Source organism: Acinetobacter sp. AND/436 (assembly GCF_049546925.1).
GTDB lineage: Bacteria > Pseudomonadota > Gammaproteobacteria > Pseudomonadales > Moraxellaceae > Acinetobacter > Acinetobacter indicus.
Genome location: NZ_JBMXBO010000005.1, coordinates 15,478 through 37,820, shown reverse-complemented (window position 1 = coordinate 37,820; position 22,343 = coordinate 15,478). Strand labels below are relative to the sequence as shown.

Here is a 22,343-nt window from a genome sequence, read left to right as displayed (position 1 = left end):
TGATTATCATAGCGGAAATAGGAGAGTATGCATGAACAAACTATTCGCTTTGGCTGCCGTAATTGCATTGGCCGGCTGTGCAGAGAAAAAGCCCTTAACCCCAGAAGAGCAATGGAAAGGTTACTGTACCAGTGTTGGCAATGCAGCACGAACCATCATGCTGGATCGTCAAAATGCCATTGAAAAAGATCAGGCACTGGCCCATGCGGAAAAAGTAGAAGATGAAACCACACGCAAATTTATTTTTGAGATTATTGAAACGGTCTATGCCATGCCTGAACAGGAAGTGAAGGGTGATGTAGATGCCGCGCGTGAGAAAATTAAAACGCAATATACAGAAAAATGTCTGGCTACGCCGTATGACGAAATGCCGGATTATCGACGTTTTTAAGTCATGAACCCAAAATGCCAGATGACATATTTGTAATCTGGCATTTTTTTGTGCTCACTATTTCTGCATATAGATAACAATAATCAAAATTCGCTGCGATGATCTATTTTTTTAAGCGGATATTTAACCTAATTTTCCTTCCTCTACTTATTTCTAAATAGCCTAAGCAATATAAATATATATTGTGACACTTTTCTTTAGCATCAATATAGAAAAGCTTATCTTTTTAATGAATAATGGATTAACAATAGCCAGAAGAAAGGAGCACATCATGGACGTGATTGGTTATCTGCATCATGCAGATTTGCTCTTGGAAGATGAACAGGGCGTGACCATTATTGGCAATAGCAACTATGTGCTCAGTATTGGAGATAAAGTCTATTTTCAACAACTTATTGATGCTGACAGCAAGCGTTATCAGGTCAATATCTCCTTTGCCAGTGCCGGGCATAGTACCCTGCATGAAGATCAAATTCAGGTCAAATTTGAGGGTAGCCGCGAACATCTGCAGCAATATTTAAACAGTACAACGGTACACTAAGGTTGAATAGTAATTGGAACCCGGAAAAGGCAGCATAGTGTTGCCTTTTTTCTATTTAGAATTCGGTTAAAGTGGATTAAAAGCAGCAATGACGGGTCTAAACGTGCTCCGCTTGATTATTGTATAAACAATATGAACATCATTTAGTTATAAAATAATGAGCATCACAAAGAAACACCTTCCTTGCATTAACTTTTAACTGGAATTTTAGTAAAATTTTGCAGTCCATATTACTTGTGAAGCTTTGAACAAGCTGGAATTCACAGGTAATTTTTTAAAAAAGAGGAATAACACCGTGCTAGAAGCTTACCGCCAACACGTTGAAGAACGTGCCGCACTCGGAGTCCCACCGAAGCCACTTGATGATGCTCAAACCGCTGCATTAGTTGAATTATTAAAAAACCCGCCAGCTGGTGAAGAAGCTTTCTTGGTTGATTTGCTTGAAAACCGTGTTCCAGCGGGTGTAGACCAAGCTGCTTATGTAAAAGCTGCTTTCCTGTCTGCTGTTGCAAAAGGCGAAGCGACTTCTCCATTAGTTTCTAAAGAACGTGCGGTTTACTTACTAGGTACTATGCTTGGTGGTTATAACGTAGCGCCTTTAGTTGAACTTCTGGAAAATGCTGAACTTGGTGGTTTAGCGGCTGACGCTCTGAAGAAAACCCTGCTTGTATTTGATGCATTCCACGACGTTGCTGAAAAAGCAAAAGCGGGCAATGATAATGCGAAAGCAGTACTTCAATCATGGGCTGAAGCTGAATGGTTCACTAGCCGTCCAGACGTTCCAGAAGAAATCAAACTGACTGTTTTCAAAGTAACAGGCGAAACGAATACTGACGACTTGTCACCTGCACAAGACGCGTGGAGCCGTCCAGACATTCCATTGCACGCAAATGCAATGCTGAAAAACGTTCGTGATGGTATCAACCCAGAAGTTCCTGGTGAAGTTGGTCCATTAAACCAAATTAAAGAACTGATCGCGAAAGGTAACCAGGTTGCTTACGTTGGTGACGTTGTTGGTACCGGTTCTTCTCGTAAATCTGCAACGAACTCTGTGCTTTGGTTCTTCGGTGACGAACTTCCACACATTCCAAACAAAAAAGATGGCGGTTACTGCTTAGGTGGTAAGATTGCTCCGATTTTCTTCAACACCATGGAAGATGCGGGTGCATTACCAGTTGAGATCGATGTTTCTAACATGAACATGGGTGATGAAATCACACTGAAAATCGATCACGCTGCTGCAAAAGTAACTGCGTTCAAAAACGGCGAACAAATTGCTGAATCTGAACTGAAAACTCCAGTACTTCTAGACGAAGTACGTGCCGGTGGCCGTATTAACCTGATCATTGGTCGTGGTTTAACTGGTAAAGCACGTGAAGCTTTAGGTCTTGAGCCATCTTCTTTATTCCGTACTCCAGTACAACCTGCTGACTCTGGCAAAGGCTTCACTTTAGCGCAGAAGATGGTTGGTCGTGCATGTGGTCTTCCAGAAGGTCAAGGCGTTCGCCCTGGTACTTACTGCGAACCGAAGATGACCACTGTTGGTTCTCAAGATACAACTGGTCCTATGACTCGTGACGAGTTAAAAGACCTGGCTTGCTTGGGCTTCTCTGCTGACCTGGTAATGCAATCTTTCTGTCACACAGCTGCGTATCCAAAACCAGTTGACGTGCAAATGCAACACACACTACCTGACTTCATCATGAACCGTGGTGGTGTATCTTTACGTCCAGGCGACGGTATTATCCACTCTTGGTTAAACCGTATGCTTCTTCCAGATACAGTTGGTACTGGTGGTGACTCGCATACTCGTTTCCCAATTGGTATTTCATTCCCGGCGGGTTCTGGTCTGGTAGCGTTCGCTGCTGCGACTGGTGTTATGCCACTGGATATGCCTGAATCTGTACTTGTGAAGTTCAAAGGTAAAATGCAGCCTGGTATCACTCTACGTGACCTGGTACACGCGATTCCTTACTACGCAATTAAAGAAGGTGACCTGACTGTAGAGAAGAAAGGTAAGAAAAATATCTTCTCTGGTCGTATCTTAGAGATCGACTTAACAGAAATGGAAACTGACTTAACTGTTGAGCAAGCATTCGAATTGTCTGATGCTTCTGCTGAACGTTCTGCTGCAGGCTGTGCGATCACGCTTTCTGAAGAGAAAGTTGCTGAATACCTACGTTCTAACATCACCATGCTGAAGTGGATGATTTCACAAGGTTATGGCGATGCTCGTACTATGGCGCGCCGTGTTGAGAACATGGAAAAATGGTTAGCGAACCCATCACTGCTTAAAGCTGATGCTGATGCTGAATACACTAAAGTGTATGAAATTGACCTTGCTGACATCAACGAACCTATCCTGTGCTGCCCGAACGATCCAGATGATGCGAAACTGCTTTCTGACGTTCAAGGCGACAAGATTGATGAAGTATTCATCGGTTCTTGTATGACGAACATCGGTCACTTCCGTGCAGCTGGTAAACTTCTAGATAAAGTTCCTGGTGGTTCTTTATCTACTCGTCTATGGTTGGCTCCTCCAACGCGTATGGACGAACACCAGTTAATGGAAGAAGGCTTCTTCAACATTTATGGTAAAGCTGGTGCGCGTACTGAAATGCCAGGTTGTTCATTATGTATGGGTAACCAAGCACGTGTTGCACCGAACACGACTGTAGTATCTACATCTACACGTAACTTCCCGAACCGTTTAGGTCAAGGCGCGAATGTATACTTGGCTTCTGCTGAGCTTGCATCTGTTGCTGCGGTTCTTGGTAAATTACCAACTCCAGAAGAGTATCAACAATACGCTTCTCAAATCGACAGCATGTCTGCTGACATTTACAAGTACTTGAACTTCGATCAAATGTCTGAATATACAGATGCTGCTGAAAAGGTAGATACGAAGAAAATTGCTGCTGCTCAATTGTCTTAATTGATTAAGTAGTTAATAAGAAAATCCCACGTCATGTGGGATTTTCTTTATTTAATAGAATCTTACTAATAATAGACTTCTTGCGAAAGTATGGTTTTATCTAATTTTTGAATTGGCTAAAACCGCATAAAATATAGCTTTCGGCTGCTTAAAATTTGACTAACGCAAGAAGTCTAATAAAACTGTAATTTAGAAATTGGCCTTATGAAACTAAAGAATTTATCTTTTATATTATTAACATTTTGTTCTACACAAATTTTTGCAGAAGTGTCGTATACGAAGTTAGCAAACATAAAATTGGTTGATGAAAGTATATATCCCACAGGATATGACATTCAGTCTGAAGTGGAAAATTTGATTAGAGAGAAAAAGTTCAAAGATATTTCAAACAAAGCACAACAGCTTTTAAATAGTGAAGAATATAATTTTGATGGTAAGTTTAAACATACTAGTTATTTAGATTCTTTTCTTGGGATTGTAAATAAACATCGAGTAACTTCTCCAAATTATTATAAAGAAAATATAGCAATCGCACAGAAATGGATTAAGGCTGAACCAGAGTCACCATTAGGTTATATTTACTATACGCTTTGGGTTAGAAAACATGCTTGGAGCATTAGAGGGGGAAGTTATACTTCACAAGTATCGAAAAAAAATATGCAATATTTTGGTGATCAATCAATTAAAAATTTAAATTTTTTATTAGAAAATTATGATGTTGCATCTAAAGATCCTTTTTATTACTACATACTGTTAATGACCCTACGCGATCTGGGGGCTGAAGAAAACTACTTAAAAGCTTATCAAGATGGAATTGTAAAATATCCAAAACAGCGAGTTATTTATAATACATTTATGGGGAGTTTTGAGCCAAAGTGGTTTGGAGAAAATTATGATGCAATTAAAATGATTGTTAATGATATACAGGAATTAAATCCTACAGAAAAAGATTTTAATTATTATCATATTTTATATACCGCAAATAATAATAACTATAATTTGAAGAATCTTAATGTGGATTGGAATAGAGTAGAACAAGGTGCTGTTGATTCTTTAAGTAAACTTGCTTCATTAAGTAAAATTAATGATATTAAAAATCTGTATTGTTCTTATCCTGGGAATAGAGTGAGGTTGGAACGGTTATTAAAATCTTTTAAACAAGGACAATTAGAAAAAAGCTATATAGAAAATAGTTTGAATAACTGTCAAAAATAGAAATAATCGCCTCTTAATTGGAGGCTTTTATTTATAAATGTTATTTACAGTTCTAAGAATACAACGTTTAATCACAACTAATATTATTTTACAGTAGCATAGATCAGTGCCCAAACAATCCCGATTCCTCTGTATTGGTGGCTTCCTCAACGGAACCCAAGTCAAAGACCAAGGCGGCAGCTTTGTCTGCGTCGAAAATGGCAAACAGATTGTCTACCGCAAACAGGTCATTTTTCATCAGGAAGCTTGGGATCATGATTATTATGTTTGTGAAAGTACGACAGACCAGCAAGCACACAATTGGGTTTATGATATTCCATCGTATTAATTGAATCTATTTAGGACATAAATTAAACAATTACTAGAAACAATAACTTGCATAACATTTCTAAAATTGATTTTTCATACTATTTTCCTAAAACTGTATGAAAATAAAGCTAATAGGGAATGTTATGAATTATGAAATCGATGCCTTTGGCACCTTGGTGATTGCAGTATTTTTTCTTTTTATTGGGCGGTATCTTGTTAGTAAAATTGGCTTCTTTAGAAACTATAACTTACCTGAACCTGTAATCGGCGGTCTAATCGCAGCGATTACAGCTTTTATTCTCTATAAATTTTTTAATATCAGTGCCACATTTGACTCAGAAACTCAAACCATTCTGATGCTGATGTTCTTTACCTCTGTTGGTTTAAGTGCAGACTTTACCAAGCTCAAAGAAGGTGGGAAATCACTGCTGATCTTTCTGGTCTGTGTCATTCTATTTGTAGTTGTACAAAATGCGGTTGGCATGAGTTTAGCCACAGCACTTGGGCTTGATCCATTGATTGGTCTGATTGTCGGTTCTGTTACCTTAACGGGTGGACATGGTACTGCCGGTGCTTGGGGTGAAGTGCTTGAAACTCAATATGGAATACAGGGGGCAATTGTCCTCGGAATGGCAAGTGCTACTTTTGGTTTGATTATTGGTGGGCTTGTGGGTGGTCCGGTTGCCAAATTTTTGATTAAACGAAATCAGTTGGCAGAGACAGTAGCGCAAGAGACCAATGAACAACAACTCGATACTAGCATCAACACCGCACCCTTCGAATATCCAAAGAAAACCCGGTTGATTACAGCCAGTAATGCAGTGTCGACTTTGGGGATGTTTGCGCTATGTATTTTTGTTGCGAATGAAATGACAGAGATCAGTCAGGGAAGATGGTTTGAACTGCCGACCTTTGTCTGGGCTTTAGGTACAGGAGTAATTGTACGTAACTTTCTGGAGCATGTACTGAAAGTCGATATTTTCGACCGTGCCATTGATGTATTTGGCAACGCGTCATTGTCCCTGTATTTATCTATGGCTTTACTGTCACTGCAACTCTGGTTGCTGGCCGATTTGGCAGGCCCGCTCATTACCATTTTGTTTGCGCAGACAGCGGTACTGATTTTATTTACCGCAATTGTGACCTTTAGAATCATGGGAAAAAATTACGATGCAGCCGTATTGGTAGCAGGGCATTGTGGTTTTGGTATGGGAGCAACCCCGACTGCGATTGCCAATATTCAGGCGGTCACCAATAGCTATGGTCCATCACATAAAGCCTTTTTAATCGTACCGCTGTGTGGTGCATTTTTTATTGATATTGTGAATGCTGTGGTGATTCAGAGTATCATTGCATTTTTCGGTTAAATTTTAATACGACTTCAAAATCATATAGCCATTAAAAAGCCCCATGGTTAGGGGCTAGTCGTATGCACATCTGAGGCACATACTGTAAGAGGCTCATCTCATACTTAGCGTATTAAAGCACACTCTTTTACTTCAACCTACGAAAATTTTTTCTGATCTTCTGATCATAAGGAGAAGATCACAGTTAAAAGTGGGGAGGAGAAAGTTTTATTGCTCAAAAATAAGCATTTTTTATCTGGAACTTGGATGTTTTGAATTTCTCATTTCATCGTTAAATGGTTACAAAAATTTTCCAATAAGACGGAAAATATTACACGGGAATAAAAGAATTTAATCATTTACCAAGTTAATTAAAGTAAAAGTTATATAACTATTCATCTTTTTAGTCATGCAAAATAGCTTGAAATTAAATCAGATATTCAGAAGCAGAATTTGGTTTTTATCCCTGATTTTGGTGATTTTTTAAAACAGCCCATAAAACAATAAATAACAATAATGACAATGGTTGTTGTCAAATTATCTTTATGCTCATGAATGAAGTTATACACATAAAAACTTCAGAAAAATAATAATTTATGGATGAGCGTATGAAAGGAAAACTGGTATTCAATAGCCTCAATATTGCGGTGTGTAGTGTCATATTGTATGGCTGTGGTGGCGGAGGTGGAGATTCTTCCGGTTCAGGAACATCTTCAAAAGTAGAACGGGAAATGGTGGAGGTGTTATCCACCCGGCCAGATTTAATTACAGACTCGGATGTATTGCTGAAACTGGATCTGCCCGATGATATTCAAACTACGGCGTTGAAAGTGTCCCTGAATGGACAAAATATTAGTGATGCATTTGCCAATGAGCAGCGCCAAGCCTTAGTTGAAGGACTTAAACTGGGCGATAATCAACTCAAGGTTGAAGCAGGGCGTTATTATCAGAATTTAAGCCTGATCAATCATCCTTCGAGTGGACCATTACTGTCTGGCCCGCAGTTAAAGCCCTGGACCTGTACTAATGCGTCGACCGATCAGTTCTGTCAAAAGGCTGTGCAATATAACTATTACTATAAAGATCGCTTGGGACTCATTAAAAGTTATGACCCGGCACAACCGCCGGCCAGTCAGAATATTGCCACCACCACTACCGATGAAGGACTAACGGTGCCATTTATTGTGCGTGAGGAAGTGGGCTATCAGAACCGCGATGAATACCGTTTTGCGGTGTTGTATGATCCGAACCAGCCGTGGACCGCCTTAAAGCCACAAGCGCAATTTAACCATAAACTGGTGGTCACGCATGGCCAAAGCTGTGGTAATGATTACCAGTCTGCCTCTGCGCCAACGGTCATTGCCACTTCAAGTTCCATTTTGCCTGATGTCACCATTTTGGCTTTAGGCCGCGGCTTTGGGGTGATGTCGACTGCACTGTCTCATAGTGGTCATAACTGTAATCTGGCAATTCAGGCCGAATCGCTGATTATGGCCAAAGAACGTTTTATTGAGCAGTATGGCACCTTGCGCTATACCATCGGGCAGGGCTGTTCAGGTGGTGCGCTGGCAGCACAATGGGTGGCCAATGCCTATCCGGGAATTTATCAGGGGATTTTACCAACCTGCTCATTCCCTGATGCCTGGAGTACCGCTTCACAGTTCGCCGATTATCACCTGATGATTAATTATTTCCAGACTCCAGAAGGCCGTTTAAGCTTCTTGCCGCATCAGATTGCGCATGTTCAGGGACATATTTCTGAAATTAATGGCTATGTCAGTGAGCTGGCCCAGTTTGATGTGGCGCGGCCAAATACCATCTGCAAGGGAATTTCATCGGCGCAGTTATATCATGCCACCAATAATCCTCAAGGCATTCGTTGCTCGATTCAGGATGCTGCAATTAATTTGCTGGCCCCACGTCCAACGGAGCTGTGGACCGAAACTGAAAAACGGATTGGTCGCGGTTTTGCCGGCCTGCCGATGGATAATGTCGGGGTACAATATGGCCTAGACAGCTTGATGAAAAATATCATCACCCCAGAACAGTTTGTACAGTTAAACGAAAAAATAGGCGGTGTGGATATTGATATTCAGGCGGTGCCTGAACGTCTAGAAGCCAATTATACGGCGCTGAATAATGCCTATCGCAGTGGCTTAATTAATGTTGGGAACAACCTGAATAAAGTGGCGATTATTGACTGTCGAGGTCCGGACCCGGCGCTGTTCCATGATTCCTATCGTGCCTTTGCCATTCGGGCACGACTGGAAAAAGCGCATGGCAATTATAATAACCATGTGATTTATGGCGGTGATCTGGTCATGATTGCCGATGCCAAATGTCTGGAAATCAGCTTTAATGATATGGACCGCTGGTTAAGCAATGTCGAAAAAGACTTAAGTGATTTGCCTATTGCCACCAAACTGACCCAAAACAAACCGGCAGATGTAAAAGATGCCTGTATTACTGCCGGCATCATTAACCGCGAGAATCTGTGCAGCACGCTCAGATTACCGGTATATGGCACACCGCGTATGGTGGCCGGGGACAGCCTGACCACCTATGCCAACAAGTGTCAGCTGAAACCTTTAAATGTGTCGGATTATGGCAATACGGTCCGCTTTAGCAATGAACAGCTCCAGCGATTGCATCGGGTTTTCCCGCAAGGCGTGTGTGACTATAGCCAAGCCCCAGTTGGCTTTGCTGACACCATTGGCTGGATGAGTTATCAGGATCGGCAGGGCAGCGTAGTTTATGGAGGACAACCTTTGCCTGCGGTCAGTTCATCGGCTGCACGCGGCTGGGCATCTAAAGCTTTCCAGTTGTTTTAATTCTTCACACATTTTTTGTTTCACAAAAACCAGTGATTTTTCACTGGTTTTTTTATGATTCATTTTGATTTTTAGTTGAAAATTCAGTAATATAACGACGGTTATTTCGCCGTTGTGTAGATGGCAGGCAGATAACCTTTGGTCGAATTAAAATGTTAACCAGATCTCATTAATTCGCTGAATTATCAGGTTTTTTAGCGAGAAAGCCCAGATAAGCGTTGTAAAATCATTAGATTAAATTTACTCACAATTATTTTGATTAATATGAATTATTTCATATAATTACAATGATTTATCACAAAATGGACAAATCCAGGAAAATAGTGATAACTGATTCCGGATTGTGACACTAAAATGAGTCGGAAAAATTAAAACAATCATAGGGTGAAGGATTATGGATATCACTGAGACGGTGTTTGACTTCAAAGCCTTATCCACACAACAACAAGATTATTTTTTTGAAAAAATTGCCGAGTTTGATCAGCAGGTGTTTACGTTAACCTGTGAAAAGGAGCTAAAGAAATATCTGTATGACCCGCAGGCAATTTCGGTCACCATTATTCAATATCATCATCGTGGCAAACTGGTTGGGCAGACCATTATTCCACTGTTGGCCTTAACCCTGCTACATCAGCCAATTCTGGTGGTCAACTCACGCGCCAGTTTTTTAAAAAGCTATCGTCATCAATACAACCATAAAATCATCAACAGTGCGCTCAAAGCCATGCTGAACCAGCGCTTTAAATATCCTTTAACGCCCATGTGGTTTATTGCCACCATCAACCAGCCGAAGCTTTATGCACATTTTGTATCACGTGTTCGGGGCTTTTATCCACGCAGTGATATCCGGATGCCGGAGGATTATTTAAGCGTGTTGCAGGTGATGGCCAGCCGGCAACACGACATCCAGAAGCGTGATGAAGATATTTATGTGCATCAGACCTGTGTGCCGCTGCGCAGTGAAGAGGAGCTGCAACAGTTAAGAGTGCATGCCAATCCGCATTGCGATTTTTTTCTGCAACACGCACCGGACTATTTTGATGGCATCGGCCTGATGTGTATTTGCCGTTTAGACAGTAAAACCCTGACCGAAACGGCACTCAACTTTGCTTTGGACCGGAAGGTGTCTTAAGGCGCCAGAAATTTTAAATCGGCATGTTCACGGATGGTGTCCGCATCCAGACTGAAAATTGCATCTATAAACGCCACATTAAAACTGCCAACCTGTGAACTTTGCGCGTGGGCCAGTTTTCCGGCAATGGCAAAATGGACATGCGCGGCAATGGTGGCAATGGTCACCGGACTGACCGCGGCATACGCCGCAATTAAAGCGCCTAGGGCACAGCCGGTTGCGGTGACTTTGGGCTGTAATTCCGAGCCACCATTCACCTGCACCACCTGTTCCAGCTGTCTGGACAGAATAAAATCGGATTCACCGGAAATGGCAATACATTCGGCATGCGCCAAGAGGCTTTTGGCCTGTGCATATACCGCGGTGCTGTCCAGGGTCGAATCAACACCTTTGGATTCTACCTGTGCGCCGGCCAAGCCGCCAATTTCCGACGCATTGCCGCGAATCACACTCGGTTGAAAGGCCAATAGCGCATCAACCATATCTGAGCGCCATTTTAAGACGGGCCCATAACCGACCGGGTCCAGCACCCACGGTTTGGCAAGACGCTGGGCCGTTTCTGCCGAAATCTGCATGGCCTGCATCTGTTCGCTGGTCGGTGTGCCCAAATTAATACTTAAGGCGCTGCAAATACTGCTAAAGCTTTCTGCTTCAAAAGGATTATCAATCATGGCCGGTGATGCACCGGCAGCCAGCAGAATATTGGCGGTGTAATTGGTGGCGACACTGTTGGTGATACATTGCACCAGTGGTTGCCGGGTTTTAAGCAGGCTCCAGGCTTCAATAATTTTTTCAATCATTGCCGCGGTTTCATCGGGCAGGCTGCTGTCAAGAGTGGAAAGCTGTTCTGGATAATTCATCAGTTACCCCTTTATTGGGTAAAGTAGTGGTCTTGCTGTTTACAGCGACGGCAGAACAAGGACACATAATGCTGGGCATCATAATCGACATCCAGTTCATCCGAGCCGCAGTGCATACAGCGTTTTAAGGCATAAAATTTTAAGCGCGGTTCAATCTTTTCCCAGATTTTCCAGATCGGTTGTACAAAGATCATTTCATCATAATTGAGAAAACGGAAAAATAGAATTTCCACCATTTTGCTCATCGGTAGTTGTGGTGGATGTGGCAGCGTGGTGGTCATCCATTTTTCTTGCAGGCCACGTTCACGGTACTGTTCTACGGTTTTTTTCAGCAGATTGGTATTAATGAATTTTTCATTGCGCGGCTGTAATAATTTCTGGCCATGCAGATAATCCAGCGCGGTTTGTACCAGATAAAAAATCTGACCCGCTGCCAGGCTGTCCAGCAGGCGAAAACACAGGCTTTTAAAACTGTTATTGCCAGAAATTTGCACCTGCCAGATGCGGCAATAAAACTGCATGAACTGCACCACTTTTTCATACATCAGTTCATAGATGGCATCTTTGACTTCATCTGAACTGTGAAAGGGCACGCCCTGACTCAAATTCTGGTAAAACCATTGTCGAAGCTGATGGGTAATACTGAACAGGCTCGGCTCCGAATAACCGTCCAGCCGCACATTCACATAATACTGGCCGGCTTCATCGGCAAATTCCTTGGCCACCAGAATCTGCTGGTCAAGCAGCTGTTTGATCAGCTGTTTCTGATATAAATAGTTGGGTGAAAAAGGCTGGAATTTAATTCGCTCCCAGTAAATATATTCATCATGCTGGGTATTTTCATGTACCTGATCGTCCAGCATCGACAATAAAAACAGTTTCTGGATAAAGCTTAACTGATTCAGCTTGTGCTCAATCATGTCTTTATCTTTGCCTTTATTTTTGAGCTTGCGGTTTTCCTGTACCAGCGCTTCTTTAATCAGCTGTTTGCGTTTTTTTTCACAGGCCGGGCAATGACAACTGTGCAAATTGCCCGGATACACTTTATGTTCGCAGTAACTGCACTCGTGATAGCTCAGCTCCTGATCGTACTGTTCGGCTTCCACCCAATACATGGCAGCGCGGCACAGCGGACACGAGGTGCTTTCATCTAACTGTTTTTGCAGAATCTGGAGCATATTCAGGTGCGGTCATCATTTTAGAAATAGGATGTCTGGATTATACATGGCTGGGCCGCATTGGTTTGCTCAAAAAAACATAAAGCAGAAAACTTGGACACTATGCTGAATTTAAACGCCCTGACTTGAACAGCTCTTTTTCATAAAAAATACGGCAGGACGCCGTATTTTAAATGGAAGTTAGAGGAGAGAAGATTATACCGGACACGGTAGCGAATCATCCTCCTCACCAAGTTGCTTGGCCTGAATCAGCGCCTGTACTTTTTTGCTTGGGATTTTCTTGCTGCCCAGGGCATCATAGGTATTCAAAATAGAGGTAACTTCATTGGTCTGCATGGGAATGCCTTCACAGCTCATAAAGAGGGCAATCACTTTATGGTCGATGTTGGCCTGATCGAGGGTTTGCAGGGTTTTAATATTTTCTACACGGACGATATGCTCTTTTAAATACATCTCACACCTCTTCTCGTTTTTTCATCATTGTTATCATGCGCTCGGCGCCTTTAAATACAAGCAAGAAGCGTGCACAAAATGTAGCCGATTTGAAAATAATGTAATGACCTACGCTGAAATGGCGATCCATCCAACTGAAAGCGTCATTTAGCCGATAACTGTTTGACTCTAGAAGCGAAATTGAAAAGCTAAATTTGAATAAATCTCCCTTCGCAAATGCTGGCGAATTGTCACCGGATTTATCTTGACGAAGTCTAAATAAGCCTCTGTTTAGACTTGGGAAATTATCCGGTTTTATCTCGCAGTATATTTTTAGCTGCACAGATCACAGGTCTTTGATTACAGAATGTAGTCAAGTGGCAGGTTTATGTAGGAACTTGTATCTCAATAGCGCAGAATTTCAGGTCAGATGGGCAGAACAGCACCAGCATGGCGCAACACCAGCGCGAGAAGATTTTAGCGGGCAGATTAAGCTGTTGGATTCGCTGCATAATTCAGCATCTCTGTATTTTTAAACAGATTTAGTTGAATGATGAATTGAAAAGTTGTGGCCGGATGCCCATATTAGAACAGAAGCGCATTCAGCAGACAGACTGAAAAAGTTGGCGTATGATCAAGACATCATCCGCATAATGCCCCGGCGTATAAACAATTAGGACATGATATGAATATCGCAGCAAATCCAGTGGTTGAAGCAGACCAAACTATTTATTTAAAAGATTATCAAAAACCTGCATTTCTGGTGGATTCAATTAATCTGGATATTCAGGTGTATGCAGACCACACCATCGTCAATGCTATTTTGGAGATGCAGCGCCAGACCGAAGGCGACCTGGTGCTGTTGGGCCGTGACCTGGAGCTGAAATCTATTCATCTGAACAGTCAGCAACTGACCGAAAATGACTATCAGCTTGATGCTGAACAGCTGGTAATTCAGAATGCGCCAGATCGTGCACGTATTGAAACCCAGGTGGTGATTCATCCGGAAAGCAATACCATGCTGGAAGGTCTGTATCAGGCTGGTGATCTGTTTGTGACCCAGAATGAGCCGGAAGGTTTCCGTAAAATTACCTTCTATCCGGACCGTCCGGATGTGCTGTCGGTATTTACTACCCGGGTGGAAGCCGATAAAAAATATCCGGTGCTGCTGGCCAATGGTAACCTGATTGAAAAAGGCGAGGTCGATGCCCAGCGTCATTATGCGATCTGGCAGGACCCGACCAAAAAGCCAAGTTATCTGTTTGCCTGTGTGGTTGGCGATTTAGCGGTGCTGAAAGACAGCTATGTGACTTCTGAAGGCCGTAATGTGGCACTGGAAATTTATGCGGTAGAAAAAGATATTCCTAAATGTCACATCGCCATGGAAGCGTTAAAACATTCCATGCGCTGGGATGAAGAACATTATGGTCTGCCGTATGACCTCGACAACTATATGATTGTGGCGGTTAGCCAGTTCAATATGGGCGCGATGGAAAACAAGGGCCTGAACATCTTTAACACCTCTTGCGTGCTGGCCGATGAAGAATACACCACCGATGCGGCAATTATGCGGGTTCAGTCGGTCATCGCACACGAATATTTCCATAACTGGACCGGTAACCGGATTACCTGTCGTGACTGGTTCCAGCTGTGTCTAAAAGAAGGCTTGACCGTTTTCCGTGACCAGTCGTTTTCAGAAGATTTACAATCGGCCGCAGTACAACGGATTGATGATGTCGCTGTATTAAAAGCGCATCAGTTCCCGGAAGATTCTGGCCCATTGTCGCATCCGCCACGTCCAGATCATTTTGTTGAAATTAATAACTTTTATACCGCCACGGTGTATGAAAAAGGGGCGGAAATTAACCGCATGATGTCGACCTTGCTCGGCAAGGAAAAATTCCGCGCGGGTACCGATGAGTATTTCCGCCGTCATGATGGTCAGGCGGTGACGGTCGAAGACTGGGTTGCGGCACTGACTGCGGGTTCAGGCGTTGATTTATCGGCATTTTTAACTTGGTATAACCAGCCGGGTACTCCAAAACTGCAGGCACATGGCGAGTATGATGCTTCGACTCAAACCTATCGTTTAAGCTTTAAACAGAGCCTGAAAGCGCATCCGAAATATCCAGACCTGAAAGCCGTGCCAATTCCGGTGGCTTTGGCGCTGTTTAATGCTGAAACCGGCGAGCAATATGCGCTGCAATCTGAGGCCCTGTTTGAAAATGGCGTAAAAGATGGCGTGTATCTGTTTGATCAGGATGAGGCAACCATCGAATTTAGCGGCATTAATGCCAAACCGGTGGTGTCGCTGTTACGTAATTTCTCGGCGCCGGTAAATCTGGAATTTGATGCCAGTGATGCCGAGTTGGCCTTCCTGATGCAGTATGAAACCAACGGCTTTAACCAGTGGCAGGCGACCCAGACCTTGCTGGAGCGCATTTTGCTAAATGGTCATGCGGTAGAAAGTTATCTTCAGGCCATGAAAAACACGGTGCCGGCACTGGTCAATCAGGACCCGTTACTGGCCTCACGAATTTTTGATGTACCAAGTGAAGGTTATTTGGGCAGCCGGATTGATCAGCACTATAGTCCGGTGGACATTCAGGAAAAACGTGAAGCCTTGTTAAATACGCTGGCGCGTGAATTGGGTGCTTTCTGTAAGGAAACTTACTTAAGTCTGGACCCGGACCTGCAAAAAGAGTTTTCACAGGCCATGGGCGTGCGTGCGCTGAAGAATATTATGCTCAGTCTGATGGCACGTCAGGGCGATACCGAAGCCTTTGATCTGGCGCATCAGCAGTATCAGAATACTGGCAATATGTCAGAACGTTTAGGCGCGCTACGTGTACTGGTCTGGAATGATGCACCGCAAGCCGAATCCTGCCTGCAGGATTTCTATGACCGCTTTAAAGATGAAGCGCTGTCTTTAGACCAGTGGTTTACTGTACAGGCCTCCCATCCAAATGCAACAGCTGAAACCATTCATACCTTAACCCAGCATCCGGACTATGATCTGGGTACGCCAAACCGCATTCGTTCGGTCAGTGGTGGTCTGAATATGAATCCGGTAAATACCTGGAGTTTTGGGGTGCAGCATTATATCCATCTGGCCAAATACCTCGATGAAAAGAACCCGATTTTAGGTTCACGTTTGCTGCAGGTGCTGTCACGCTGGTATACGCTGGATGAACCACAGCGCAGTCAGGTACAGGTGGCCCTGGAAACCTTGAAGCCCTTGGTGAAATCGAAAAACGTGGTTGAAACTTTAAACAGTATGCTGAATGTCTAAACCGGTGCAGCTTTCGCTCGAAAAAATAGAATAATGAAGATTTATTTTATTTTCTCGGTATTTAGCTGTAACTTTATGTGAACTTTCCCGCATATTCGCGGGGAGTATGCTAAATTAAGGCTGAAACGTGTTTAGATAATTTAAATAAAAAAGCTCATCATTGTGGTGGGCTTTTTTATTTTTAGCCTGGAAAGGTTCAGGTGAAAAAGCCGGGTTCTGGCGTGAACAAGAGGTTGAGTGATGCTGGTTAAAATTGAAGATGGTTTTTACTTGAATTCACGACATATTATTGCGTTAAGAGTGAACAGAATATTGAATGAAGAGCGTTTTATGGTGTCTATTGAATATACACCACACTCGATGCAGGACAAGGGGCTGTATCAGCGCATCTTTCCGAATAAAATTGAAGCAGAACTGTTTTTACAGGCATTGCATCAGGAAATTTCCAAACCCTGACCGCTGTTCAGCAGATTTAAAAAAAACTCCTCACGTTGAGGAGTTTTTTTATGGCAGCTTTAGATTTACTTTAGACTTTTACAATTAGCACCGGAATAGGCGATTGGGTCAGCACGTTTTGCGCTACGCTACCCAGCATCATTTTCTTGAAACCGGTCCGGCCATGTGAGCCCATAATAATCAGATCGGCACCGACTTCATCGGCAATCTGCATAATGCCATCTGAGGGTGAAACGCCGTGCGCCAGTTTCTGATCGACCTGCACGCCTTCACGCTGGAAAGAATCAAGAATTTCCTGCAAGCGCAGTTTGGCATTTTTTTCGGCCTGCATGAAATAGTCGGTAATGGCCGGAGCAACTTTATAAAAATCGACGCCGACAAATGGGTCAACCGCAATCACGCTCATTACCGTGACCTGGCAGCCTAAATCTTTGGCCAGACTTAAAGCCTGTTCTACAGCAGCATAAGAAATCGGGGATTCATCCACTGGAACAAGAATATGTTTATAGCTGGTCATGACAGTTTTCCTTATTTTTACATATGAATATCGCGGGCTTTATTGAAACTGACAGTGAATGAAAGTACATCAAAAGCATTCAGGATTCTGAACTGTAGTAGGGCAATTAGGCCTTAATGACCAGCACCGGCAATTCAGAACTGCGCAGTACATCCTGAGCAAAACTACCGAGCAGGAATTTCTGGAAGCCTTTACGACCGTGTGAACCCATCACAATCAGGTCAACGCCCATTTCTTGTGCAGCTTCAACCACATGCTTGGCCGATACTTCACCTTCCACAATTTTAGTACTTACAGTAACGCCTGCAGCTTCGGCAATTTGCTGGCCTTCTTTCAGGGCTTTTTGTGCATTACCGTGTGCCTGCACAAAATATTCTTTCATGATGGCAGAGGAATAATAGAAATCGGCATCAGTGAACGGGTCTTCCGCCACCAGACTCACCAGACTCAGCTGACTGTTAAAGGCACGGGCAATTTCAGCTGCATGTTGCACCGCAGAATAGGAAATTTGAGAACCATCGACCGGAACGAGAATATGCTGATACGCCATGGAGAAACTCCTTATTGATATAATGAACTTAATGTTTAGCTATACTCTATAGATAGCACATCACCGGGGGGCATTCAATTTATTCCGGTGTTCTGCCTGCAAAAAAGATACAGATTTTCAATCACAATACCACTTAAGTAGGTCTTTGATTTAACAAATAATTCTGACTGGAATACTCTACATTGTCAGATCGCATTGTCGTGAAAAACCGGGTTCCATCTGCGCGGCGGCTGCTTTATAGTGAAGAAAAATAAAACAGCTGTATAAACAGGAAGATGGGTGAAATGAAGTATCTGATGTTAAGTCTGTGCATGAGCTTGCTGCTGGTGCTGAGTGGCTGCCAAAGCACAGCCGGTAATAGCCGTATTATTGCCGGCGCATTTAATCTGACCACCCAATTGCAACAGAAACTGATGGATCGGGATGCACCGCAGCAGGTGCGGGTGCTGGAAAATATCCAGTATCAGCAAGATCCGGATTTAAGCCTGGATGTCTATTTGCCAGCACAGACACCTGATGATACCGGATTACGCCCGGCCGTGGTCTGGATTCATGGCGGTGGCTGGATTTCCGGTTCCAAAGCCCATGCGCGCGGTTATTTTAAACGGCTGGCAGATGCCGGTTATCCGGTGTTTTCACTGCAATATCAACTGGCGCCAGCGGCGACTTATCCCACCCAGTTACACCAGATTAATCAGGCACTGGCCTATATTCAGGAACATGGCGCGCTGTTTGGTGTTGATGCCGAGCAACTATTTCTGGCTGGAGATTCTGCCGGTGCCAATCTGGCCAGCCATTATGCAGCTTTGTTGAGTAATCCGGAATTTGCCGCGCATTCGGAATTTGTGCCGGTTCTGGCCTTAACACAGCTGAAAGGGGTGATTTTGCACTGCGGGATTTATGATTTACCGTATTTTATTAAAACCGCGCCGGATGAAATCAAAATTGTCGAGTGGGGCATTTATAACATGGTGCAGGCCTATACCGGCGACCGCAAACAGGATGCGGAATTTCTGCAGCAGATTTCACCGATTCAGCATATTACTCCCGCGTTTCCACCGGTATTTTTAAGTGGCGGCAATAAGGATTTTCTGACTGATACTCAATCTTTACCGCTGTTAGAGGTGTTAAAGCAGCAGCAGGTGCCAGTAAAAGCAGTATTTTATCCCGACTCTAAACGCTGGCTGATTCATGAATATCAGTTCTTAATGCATCTGCCCGAAAGCCAGCAGACTTTTGAGCAGACCCTGTCATTTCTGGCCGATTATAGTAAAGCGGATCAGACAGATAGATCCGCGCCCTAAAATCTGCTGGTCATCATGTTAGTCTTTAGGATTTGGCTTTCCAGGGAAATTTCATCACCAGTAACACCACCACACCGCAAACCAGTCCCCAGAAGGCCGAGCCAATGCCCCAGAACTGGATGCCTGAAGCGCTTAGTAAAAAGGTCATTAATGCGGCTTCCCGGTCATCGACCTCTTTAAAGGCAATAAAGGCGTTATGGCCAATGGTGCCAAACAGGGCGATACCGGCCAATGCAGTAATCAGCACTGCCGGAAAAGACATCAGCAGGCTGGTTAAGGTGGCGGCAAACAAGCCCATCAGGATATAAAACAGGCCACAGCTCATGCCGGCAATATAGCGTTTTGATGGGTCCGGATGCACCTGATGATCCAGACTAACGGCGGCACTAATCGCTGCAATATTCACGCTATAACAGCCAAAAGGCGATAACACGGCCTGCGCGGTACCGGTCCAGCCGAGCAACTGATTAACATGCGGCTAATAGCCGTAGCTTTTAATAATGGCGATGCCGGGCAAATATTGAGAGGCCAGATTAATCACCAGCAACGGTAAAGCCAGACCCAAAATCGCGGGCAGGCTAAATTCCGGACTGATCCACACTGGTTGTGCCAATGACCAGCTCACCACAGGAAAATGGAAATCCAGTACCAGTGGGCACAGCAGCATCGCCGCGATTACGGTCAGTACAATGCTATAGCGTGGCCAGAAGCGTTTTGACAGTACATAGGCTGCCAGTAAAGACAGAATAAATGCCCATTCATGTTGAATACTGGCGAACAAGGCAATACCAAATTTCAGCAGCACGCCGGCCAGCATGGCGCTGGTCAGGCTTTGTGGAATATAACGAAACAGACGTTCAAAAATACCGAAAAAGCCCAACAGTGCAGTCAGCACGCCACACACCAGAAAAGCCCCAATAGCCTGATTCAGACTATAACCACTGCCCGTGGCAATAATCAGGGCCAGCCCGGCGGTTGACCAGGACGTCGACACCGGATATTTGAATTTCCATGAGAGCAGCAAGCCCGACAGGCCAATGCCCAGACCCAAAGCCCAGAACCAGGAGGTAATCTGTTCGGCTGTGGCCCCTAAAGTTTGCGCCGCCTGAATCACCAGTACGGCAGAAACACTAATACCAATTAAAAAAGTGATAAATCCAGCAAAAACAGCCGGAATAGAAAAATCATGTATAAGCTTTTGCATAATCCGTTGCACAATAAAAATGGGAGAGAAAGCCGATAAATCATACGCCTTTCAATGGCCATCTAAACGCTCAAATCTTTATCAGAAGTTAAAAATTTTGCTTGATTTTTATAGGGTCGAGCTGGCCAGTTTTAAGCCAAAACCACAAAACAGCAGGCCAACTGCGGCCACACCGGTCGCGGTAAGGCGGTAATTCCGGTTGAAATAGGTTGCCAGTTTCATTCCGGAAAAAATCAGAATTGACAGATAACTCATGCTGATGATTTGCAGAATAATGGCCAGCAGGGTAAAGGTCAGCGCCGGATAAGGATAGGCCGGATCAACAAATTGCACAAAAAAAGACAGATAAAACAGAATCGCTTTCGGATTTAAAATACTAATGGTTAATGCGGTGCGAAAAGGATGAACCTGTTCTGGCGTACTGCTGCTATTCTTGGTTTGAGTCGAGCGGCTTTTCTCGGGCTGCCAGGTGCGATAGGCGGCAATCATCAGACGTATGCCCAAATAACTTAAATACAGCGCGCCAATCATTTTCAGCGCTATAAACAGCCATGGAAAACTGTGTAGCACGGAGGCTGCGCCAAAGGCGGTACACAGGATTAAAATCAGGTCACCGGTATAAACGCCTAAAGCGCCCAGATAGCCGGCTTTAATGCCAAAGCGTGAGGCAATTGACATCACATATAAAGAGTTGGGGCCGGGCAGGATCACAATTAAAATGGTTCCAATAATGAACGTCATTACGTCAGTGATACCAAACACAGGAAATCCAGAGAACTAAAAAGGCCGATGCAGCATTATATAGCAACATCGGCCTGGAATACGCGCACAGCGGCGCGGCTAAACAGAAAAATTAAGCTTTAATTTCGGCATCAATACCAAAGCCTTGGCGCAATAACTGGCTTAACTGTTCACGCGCTTTAATAAAGCCATCAATACCGCTTTGCAGTAACTGGAAGGCCATTAAGTCATGTTCCAGCTGCTGTTTAAATTTCTCTTTTGTGATCGGCTCCAGCTCGCCTTGAGCTTCAATCGTGTCACTTGAGAGTTGTGCTGTGACTTCACGCTCATCCTGTTCCAGTTCGGCCAGCAGGTTGGGTGAAACGGTTAACAGGTCACAACCGGCCAGCGCCAAGACCTGATCAATACTGCGGAAGCTGGCACCCATGATTTCAGTCTTCACCGCATGCTGTTTGTAGAACTGGTAAATCTTTTTCACGGACAGCACACCCGGATCTTTTTCAATTGGGTAGTACATGACATTTTCGGCTTTTTTGTACCAGTCCAGAATACGCCCGACAAAAGGGGAAATCAGCGTGACGTTGGCATCAGCGCAGGCATGTGCCTGATGCAGACCGAATAGCAAGGTTAAATTGGTATGAATGCCTTCTGCTTCCAGCTGTTTTGCGGCCTGAATGCCTTCCCAAGTTGAAGCAATTTTAATCAGGATGCGTTTCTGATCAATACCATATTCTTTATATAGCGCCAGCAGTTCTTTGGCTTTGGCAATAGTGGCATCTGTATCATAAGACAGCGAGGCATCTACCTCAGTCGATACACGGCCATCAATCAGTTTAAGAATTTCTACCCCGAACTTGACGGTTAAAATATCAATGGTGCGTTCAATCAGTTCGTCTTGCTGATAACCTTCTACTTTGGCCTGATCAAAGGCTTCGGTTAAAAGCGGTTTACTGTCGGCCTGTTCAGCCGCCGCGGTAATTAAAGACGGGTTGGTTGTTGCATCTAAAGGACGAAACTTTTCAATGGCAGTTAAGTCACTGCTGTCGGCCACAATAGTTGTTAAGCGTTTTAATTGGTTTAAGGCGTTCTGTGTCATTGAATCCGCTTCT

18 protein-coding genes and 1 pseudogene are annotated in these 22,343 nt (G+C 43.8%); 11 read left to right on the top strand and 8 right to left on the bottom strand.

The window, feature by feature from the left end; translation table 11 throughout:
* The first annotated feature begins 31 nt into the window (after nt 1-31).
* From ACPEPR_RS05690 to ACPEPR_RS05655, 8 genes are all read left to right on the top strand, one after another.
* Entirely contained in the window at nt 32-391 is a 360-nt protein-coding gene (locus tag ACPEPR_RS05690; protein WP_423562052.1) for a hypothetical protein, read from the top strand.
* A gap of 271 nt (nt 392-662) precedes the next feature.
* Nucleotides 663-932 (top strand): hypothetical protein, encoded by a 270-nt coding sequence (locus ACPEPR_RS05685; protein ID WP_075166864.1) that lies wholly within the window; start codon nt 663-665, stop codon nt 930-932.
* A gap of 295 nt (nt 933-1,227) precedes the next feature.
* On the top strand, nt 1,228-3,867 hold the full coding sequence (locus tag ACPEPR_RS05680; RefSeq protein ID WP_104488916.1) for a bifunctional aconitate hydratase 2/2-methylisocitrate dehydratase: 2,640 nt from the start codon (nt 1,228-1,230) through the stop codon (nt 3,865-3,867).
* Nucleotides 3,868-4,071: 204 nt separating this feature from the next.
* Entirely contained in the window at nt 4,072-5,082 is a 1,011-nt protein-coding gene (locus tag ACPEPR_RS05675; protein ID WP_168370161.1) for a hypothetical protein, read from the top strand.
* A gap of 106 nt (nt 5,083-5,188) precedes the next feature.
* Entirely contained in the window at nt 5,189-5,410 is a 222-nt protein-coding gene (locus tag ACPEPR_RS05670) for a hypothetical protein (RefSeq protein WP_171431781.1), read from the top strand.
* Between the two features lie 124 nt (nt 5,411-5,534).
* Entirely contained in the window at nt 5,535-6,758 is a 1,224-nt protein-coding gene (gene gltS, locus ACPEPR_RS05665; RefSeq protein ID WP_005178651.1) for a sodium/glutamate symporter, read from the top strand.
* Between the two features lie 587 nt (nt 6,759-7,345).
* On the top strand, nt 7,346-9,568 hold the full coding sequence (locus ACPEPR_RS05660; RefSeq protein WP_104489194.1) for a DUF6351 family protein: 2,223 nt from the start codon (nt 7,346-7,348) through the stop codon (nt 9,566-9,568).
* A gap of 394 nt (nt 9,569-9,962) precedes the next feature.
* Nucleotides 9,963-10,700 (top strand): hypothetical protein, encoded by a 738-nt coding sequence (locus ACPEPR_RS05655; RefSeq protein ID WP_045795471.1) that lies wholly within the window; start codon nt 9,963-9,965, stop codon nt 10,698-10,700.
* Here ACPEPR_RS05655 and thiM read toward each other — a convergent pair.
* From thiM to ACPEPR_RS05640, 3 genes are all read right to left on the bottom strand, one after another.
* Nucleotides 10,697-11,560, bottom strand: a complete 864-nt coding sequence (gene thiM / locus ACPEPR_RS05650) for a hydroxyethylthiazole kinase (protein WP_016659073.1) — start codon at nt 11,558-11,560, stop codon at nt 10,697-10,699. The two genes, ACPEPR_RS05655 and thiM, sit on opposite strands and share 4 nt — an antisense overlap.
* 11 nt (nt 11,561-11,571) lie before the next feature.
* Nucleotides 11,572-12,738 (bottom strand): hypothetical protein, encoded by a 1,167-nt coding sequence (locus ACPEPR_RS05645; protein WP_005178640.1) that lies wholly within the window; start codon nt 12,736-12,738, stop codon nt 11,572-11,574.
* A gap of 195 nt (nt 12,739-12,933) precedes the next feature.
* Nucleotides 12,934-13,191 carry a hypothetical protein gene (locus ACPEPR_RS05640; protein WP_005178638.1) on the bottom strand — a complete coding sequence of 86 codons (258 nt, stop codon included), beginning with the start codon at nt 13,189-13,191 and terminating at the stop codon, nt 12,934-12,936.
* Nucleotides 13,192-13,855: 664 nt separating this feature from the next.
* Here ACPEPR_RS05640 and pepN point away from each other — a divergent pair.
* Together pepN and ACPEPR_RS05630 are read left to right on the top strand one after the other, a co-directional pair.
* Entirely contained in the window at nt 13,856-16,462 is a 2,607-nt protein-coding gene (pepN, locus tag ACPEPR_RS05635; protein ID WP_104505379.1) for an aminopeptidase N, read from the top strand.
* A gap of 240 nt (nt 16,463-16,702) precedes the next feature.
* A complete protein-coding gene (locus tag ACPEPR_RS05630) occupies nt 16,703-16,918 on the top strand; it encodes a hypothetical protein (RefSeq protein WP_005178631.1) in 216 nt (71 codons plus the stop codon).
* Between the two features lie 70 nt (nt 16,919-16,988).
* Here the strand turns inward: ACPEPR_RS05630 and ACPEPR_RS05625 are convergent, their stop codons facing one another.
* Nucleotides 16,989-17,435, bottom strand: a complete 447-nt coding sequence (locus ACPEPR_RS05625) for a universal stress protein (protein WP_005178630.1) — start codon at nt 17,433-17,435, stop codon at nt 16,989-16,991.
* A 106-nt stretch (nt 17,436-17,541) separates the two neighbouring features.
* Nucleotides 17,542-17,985, bottom strand: coding sequence for a universal stress protein (locus tag ACPEPR_RS05620; RefSeq protein WP_005178628.1), 444 nt, complete (start codon nt 17,983-17,985; stop codon nt 17,542-17,544).
* Nucleotides 17,986-18,269: 284 nt separating this feature from the next.
* On the opposite strand from ACPEPR_RS05620, the gene ACPEPR_RS05615 reads away from it, so the two are divergent.
* Nucleotides 18,270-19,289, top strand: coding sequence for an alpha/beta hydrolase (locus ACPEPR_RS05615; RefSeq protein WP_005178627.1), 1,020 nt, complete (start codon nt 18,270-18,272; stop codon nt 19,287-19,289).
* Nucleotides 19,290-19,314: 25 nt separating this feature from the next.
* Here the strand turns inward: ACPEPR_RS05615 and ACPEPR_RS05610 are convergent.
* The 3 genes and pseudogenes from ACPEPR_RS05610 to tal all read right to left on the bottom strand — a co-directional run bounded on the left by ACPEPR_RS05610 (nt 19,315) and on the right by tal (nt 22,330).
* Nucleotides 19,315-20,493 (bottom strand): annotated as a pseudogene (locus tag ACPEPR_RS05610) (benzoate/H(+) symporter BenE family transporter).
* A gap of 108 nt (nt 20,494-20,601) precedes the next feature.
* Nucleotides 20,602-21,255, bottom strand: coding sequence for a leucine efflux protein LeuE (gene leuE, locus ACPEPR_RS05605; RefSeq protein WP_104489198.1), 654 nt, complete (start codon nt 21,253-21,255; stop codon nt 20,602-20,604).
* A gap of 91 nt (nt 21,256-21,346) precedes the next feature.
* The gene (gene tal, locus ACPEPR_RS05600; RefSeq protein ID WP_423562044.1) at nt 21,347-22,330 is read right to left on the bottom strand and encodes a transaldolase; all 984 of its coding nucleotides are present in this window, start codon (nt 22,328-22,330) and stop codon (nt 21,347-21,349) included.
* Nucleotides 22,331-22,343: the final 13 nt, after the last annotated feature.

Excerpts from the sequence above, each read along its gene's own strand:
- tal (WP_423562044.1), bottom strand. The coding sequence starts at position 22,330 with ATGACACAGAACGCCTTAAACCAATTAAAACGCTTAACAACTATTGTG.
- pepN (WP_104505379.1), top strand. The coding sequence starts at position 13,856 with ATGAATATCGCAGCAAATCCAGTGGTTGAAGCAGACCAAACTATTTAT.
- ACPEPR_RS05625 (WP_005178630.1), bottom strand. The coding sequence starts at position 17,435 with ATGACCAGCTATAAACATATTCTTGTTCCAGTGGATGAATCCCCGATT.
- ACPEPR_RS05685 (WP_075166864.1), top strand. The coding sequence starts at position 663 with ATGGACGTGATTGGTTATCTGCATCATGCAGATTTGCTCTTGGAAGAT.
- gltS (WP_005178651.1), top strand. The coding sequence starts at position 5,535 with ATGAATTATGAAATCGATGCCTTTGGCACCTTGGTGATTGCAGTATTT.
- thiM (WP_016659073.1), bottom strand. The coding sequence starts at position 11,560 with ATGAATTATCCAGAACAGCTTTCCACTCTTGACAGCAGCCTGCCCGAT.
- ACPEPR_RS05655 (WP_045795471.1), top strand. The coding sequence starts at position 9,963 with ATGGATATCACTGAGACGGTGTTTGACTTCAAAGCCTTATCCACACAA.
- ACPEPR_RS05640 (WP_005178638.1), bottom strand. The coding sequence starts at position 13,191 with ATGTATTTAAAAGAGCATATCGTCCGTGTAGAAAATATTAAAACCCTG.
- ACPEPR_RS05630 (WP_005178631.1), top strand. The coding sequence starts at position 16,703 with ATGCTGGTTAAAATTGAAGATGGTTTTTACTTGAATTCACGACATATT.
- ACPEPR_RS05645 (WP_005178640.1), bottom strand. The coding sequence starts at position 12,738 with ATGCTCCAGATTCTGCAAAAACAGTTAGATGAAAGCACCTCGTGTCCG.
- ACPEPR_RS05615 (WP_005178627.1), top strand. The coding sequence starts at position 18,270 with ATGAAGTATCTGATGTTAAGTCTGTGCATGAGCTTGCTGCTGGTGCTG.
- ACPEPR_RS05690 (WP_423562052.1), top strand. The coding sequence starts at position 32 with ATGAACAAACTATTCGCTTTGGCTGCCGTAATTGCATTGGCCGGCTGT.
- ACPEPR_RS05660 (WP_104489194.1), top strand. The coding sequence starts at position 7,346 with ATGAAAGGAAAACTGGTATTCAATAGCCTCAATATTGCGGTGTGTAGT.
- ACPEPR_RS05620 (WP_005178628.1), bottom strand. The coding sequence starts at position 17,985 with ATGGCGTATCAGCATATTCTCGTTCCGGTCGATGGTTCTCAAATTTCC.
- ACPEPR_RS05675 (WP_168370161.1), top strand. The coding sequence starts at position 4,072 with ATGAAACTAAAGAATTTATCTTTTATATTATTAACATTTTGTTCTACA.